General features: G+C 62.7%; 1 protein-coding gene. It reads left to right on the top strand.

All coding sequences use genetic code 11. From position 1 onward, the window contains the following. Positions 1-569: 569 nt before the first annotated feature. The coding region (locus tag ACIQ2E_RS12400; RefSeq protein ID WP_398330976.1) for a hypothetical protein at positions 570-5,011 on the top strand (4,442 nt) is incomplete at its 3' end.

Raw genomic sequence — 5,011 nt, forward strand, 5'->3', positions numbered from 1 at the left:
CAGCCATTTATGAGCCAACAAAGTTCCTAGCAAGCTACCTGACAGAAGACCTGCTGTCGCTCTTTTCATTGGATGCGAAAGCGGAACTTGAGCTCGAAGGCTCAATCACGATTCCAACGGGAATTCCGCTGGTTAGCGCAATGCTCGGGCTGGATGCCAGCCTGGCTCTCGGGCTCAGCCTGATCTCAACCCTAACAGCAGAAGACCTAGAAGCTCTCGGCAGCAAGATCAGTGAGATTCAGAAAGATAGCAGCCTGAGTAGCAGCGAAAAGACAAAACAGATTGCAGTACTTGTTGGAAAAGCCACCAAAGAAGGGCTTGGCACAGACCTCTCGAAAAACTCTCTAGAAGTGAGTCTGGAGCCCTATGTTGGCCTTGTTCTTGGCATTCCAAACTACAACATCTCGGGTCGACTAGGAATCTACTTTGACTATGAGCTGGGAACCGAACGTCAAATCGTTAGCCCAGACGGAACAATCGAAGGCAGCGACGAGGGGATTGAACAACGAATCAAATTCAGTGATTACTATGGCGAACGAGCAAGCGGCAACTACAACTACAACCCCACCTTGGGTTCGCTGCGACTCGATCTTGATCACAACTACGACTTCCTGCTTGCACGCAACTCGCTCGACGACAGTCGGTTTGGCAGCTTTGACGAGGCGTATGGCCGCAATTCCTGGCTGCTGAATCTGCAGATCGAACCGCTCAATCTGCGTGGACTGATCGGCAGCTCAAGCGTGAGCTACGACAAAACCCTGCTCGCCAAACTCGGCGATCAACTGATCGATCGCATCGACTGGATCAGTGTGGCTGGCTCCAGCCTCGTCACCCCCCGTGGGGTGGATCTGTTCTTTGCCGATGCCAAGTTCCTCAATTCGCCGGCAAGCAACGCTCTGCGCAATGCTCTCAAGCGGCAGTACCCCAGCCTGAGTGATCAGGAGCTGGGGCGCCTACTGAGCCTTGTGGTCGACAACGGCATACCCAAACGCGTGTCCTATGCGCTGGCTGATGCCCAGGCGCTTGAGGAACGCATTGCCGCCATGCAGAGCGTGGTGAGAGTGCGCTCTGTAAGCGACGTGAAGAGCACGATCGCCCCCACCGATCGCTTCCGTTTGCGCTACGAGGAGAATAACGACGAAGCTGCGGTTGACAACTATCTCTACTACAGCTTAGCCCAGGCAAAATACATCGAGATCAATCCCAAACTCACCACCAACTTCGCCTCAATTGAGCTTGACCTGATCTCAGAAGGTAAAAATATTGAGCTTGATCTGCACTTCTACGACGGCAGCCGCTGGCGCCTGCTCGGCAATGTGGTGGACACCCTCGATGGCAAGCCAATCGTGCGGCTGGCCAATGGGAGCGTGGAATCGATTGGGTTCAACTACCGCGAAACAGCCCAGCCCGATCCCGACCGCTATGTGCACAACAGCGGCACCCTCAGCCTGCAGCTGGCGCTGGTGCACATGGATCGCCCTGGCGCCACAGCCGATGAACAGCGGCTGCTGGAGCTGGCCCGCAACGGCGAACTGCGGCTGCGGCTGAGCGACAGCGGCGAAACCGATCCCCAGGTCACCTTCGCCGGCGCCCCGCGGGTGGAGCGGGGCGGCGCGATCTACACCAAAGCCGCCGACGCCGGCGCCGTGTTGCGCCAGGCGCCCACCACCGCCTGGTCGAACGAGCTGGCCTCCGGCGCCGTGCAGTGGCTGATGCCAGCCGCCTTCCAGCCCCTGGCCGAACGCAGCGACCTGGCCTTCCTCACCAGCAGCAACAAGGCCACCCGCAGCGCCGGCATCGCCCAGAACCTCAACCCTCACGCTCCCCTGGCGGTGCAGCTGGCGCTGCACCAGATGGAGGGCCGCAGCAGCAGCCACCTCTCAGCCAGCCAGAGCGGCACCCTCGCCAGCGCGGTGCAGGGGGTGATGCGCTTCACCCACGACCCGATCGCTGATCAGGCCTACAAGTCGTACATCGGCGCCGATGGGCGCGTGCGCATCGCCGCCCGCAGCTTCGACGGCCAGGACTGGCTCGACATCGCCACCCTCGGCGGCCTGACACTCAAAGAAGGTGAAACCCACGCGCCCGATCTGGTGGCCATCAACGGCCAGCTGGTGGTGGCGTCCTGGAACAGCGACAGGGCACTGGTTACCTACCTGATCGATCCCCAGGCCGCCCCCGGCAGCGCCCTGCGGGAGGTGTTGCCAACCAGCGTGAGCCTCACAACACGCCAGGGCAGCGCCGCTGCTGGCGACAACCAGTGGGGCAGCGCCAGCAGCACCGCCCGCAGCAACCGCGACCTGCAGCTTGGCCTGGAGAAACGGCTCGATCTCAGCGCCAGCAGCACCTCGCTGCAGAAGGCCTATTACCTCTCGCTGCTCGATCCGATCCAGCAGGTGTACGCCACCTCAAGCAACGCGCTGCGCCTGCCGATTGAGGGCTACGGCGCTGTAGCGAACAGCCAAAACCTGCTCGACGCAGCCCAGACCTGGGCCAGCGGCGCCCGCACGGAGTCCCAACTCAAGGCCCTGCTGGGCTTTGGCGAGAAGTCGAGCCAGGGGCTGTTCAGCACCGGTCGGCCCGGCAGCTCACTGGCGACGGTGCGCGGCACATCCTTCATTGAATACGCCTCCGCCGCCCAACTCACAGCCCACCTGCGGGAATGGGGCTCAGGTTCGGTGTTTGTGGTGGTGGGCGATGCCGATGGCAACGCCATGGTGTGGAACTACGACGGCGACGCCTACACCCGCACCAGCGCCGATCGCAGCAAGCCGGAGGCCGTGCTCAGCTCGGGCCGCGTGTACAACCTGACCGGGCTGGTGCCGGAAGGGATCTCGGTGGTCTACAAGCCCACCGACCAGAAGGATTCCCTGATCGGCAACTGGGGCGGCCTGGTGAATGCGGCCAATGCCGACTACCGCCAGCTGCCCGGGGCCGTGCTGCGCACCGCCGAGCTGCACACCCGCGACGACCTGGTGGCCGGCGGCAACGTGGCTCTGCTGGTGACCGGTACCGCCAAGGGCCTCAGCAACCAGCTCCAGAGCAGCTTCAGCCCCAACGAGCTGGGCGGCGCACTGGCTTCCAGCTACAGCTATGCCGATGGCACCCAGGTGCTGCGCTACTTCTCCAGCGAGCGCATCGCCGATGCCAATGGGGTGTACCACTGGTTTGACGCCGGCAATGTGGCGCCGCTGCAGCTCAGCGCCCACAGCAGCAGCGGCCTCACGGCGTCCCAGCAGGCCACCGCCAGCCTCAACAGCGGCGGCAGCCTGGGCGGGCTCGGCTGGATCTGGACCGCCGCCAATCCCCTCAGCCGCGGACGGCTCAACAGCCTGGATGCCAGCTCCGGCATGGGCTTCATCGATGCCAACAGCCTCAACCTGGCCGTCACCGGCAATGGTTGGGGCCAGCAACTGGCAGGCCAGAGCAGCCTGAATCTGCTGCCGGGCTCGTTGCAGCTGCTGCCCACCAACCAGACACCGGAGCTGTTCTTCTCCAGCCAGGCGGGCCAGAGCGCCAACAACCTGCACCTCTCGCTCACCGCCGGCGCCCGCAGCGAGCTGGGCGTCGTGCTGCACGGCGACGAACTGCTCAATCCTCAGCTCTATTCCGGCAGCCAGGCCCTGAGCTCGGCCGGCATGCTGGCCTCCTTCTTCGGCGGCAGCCGGCCCTTCCTCAGCCGCGGTGACTATGTGCCGCTGGCCTTTTTCCGCGACGGCGATCGCCTCTTCTACGGCAACCTCAATGCGCCGGTTGAGCTCTCCGCCACGGCCAGCCCCAATCCCCAGCTGTTTGCTGGGTTAACAAGCCAGGCCGTCACGCCCCTGGGCTTTGAAGGCGCCGTTTCCGACTATGTGAGCTACGGGGTGAAGCAGCCCTACGGGGCTGCCGTGCTGGAACTGATTCGCAGCATGCCGCCATCGACAGGCAGCAACTACTTCCAATTCGTCGACAACAACTTCAAGCCTCTCAATATCGGCACGGTGATCCACGCACCGATGGTGCCGTTGTTCGGCGCCGGCAGCGGTGATCGCCAGATCATCGTGCGCGACCTCACCCCCTGGTCGCCGGATCAGGCCTCGCTGGTGGTGCAGGGCCTGCGCGACATCAGCCTGGGCCGGGGCGAGCCCGACTCGGTGGTGCTCGAGCAGATGCGGCTGGTGGGCACCTACACCGAAGCGGCCCAAAGCCTGCAGAGCTTTGTGGCTTATGCGTGGAACGACCCGATTCTCAAATATGGCCTGCTGAATGAGGCGCTGCCGGTGGCGGGGCTCGACAGCACCACATGGCTGGATGAATTCCGCAAGGTCTACACGGGCATTGAGATCCCCCAGAGCCTGGATCTGGTGAGTGCCAGTTATCCCTCGCTGGTGAACAACACACTGTTCAGCCCGATCGCCGCCGATGCGGTTGTGGGCGGCTACCTACCCCTGCCGTTTGTGGGCACAGGCCGCACCGATCAGCTGGTGCTCAACAACACCATCGGTGCGGGCGTAAACCTGAAGTTTGCCTTTGAGGCTTGGCCCTTCAGCGGCACGCTGGCGAGCCTCAAGATCCCCTTCTTCAAGCCGCGCACCTGGTCGGTGAAGGTGAACTCAATCACCGGCGGCCCGCTGATGGGTGAATTCGAGGTGTTCCTCGATGAAAACCGCAACATCGGCCTCGATGCAGGCGAACTGAACAAGCAGATCAACCAGGCCTTCTATCAGTTCGATCTCACCAGCCGGATCGACCAAATCCTGCTCGATTCCAGTGATGAGGCCAATCGGGTCTGGAACGGGAGTGATGCCTATGCGGTGCTACGCCAGAACGGCCTTCCGGATTTCCGCTCCGGACTGATCATCACCCGCCCAGCAGCTGCTGGCTCGGTGGTGGATGTGATCACCGGCCTGGCCAACAACTCCACCGACAGCTCCCGGGCCGATCTTTCGATCGCCGACACCCACTGGGAGTCGGTGAAGAACAGCGCACTGCTGGATTACATCCCCGCCTCGTTCAGCACCGTGCCTGG

This window comes from Vulcanococcus sp. (genome assembly GCF_044369115.1).
In the GTDB taxonomy this organism is placed as follows: Bacteria; Cyanobacteriota; Cyanobacteriia; order PCC-6307; family Cyanobiaceae; genus Vulcanococcus.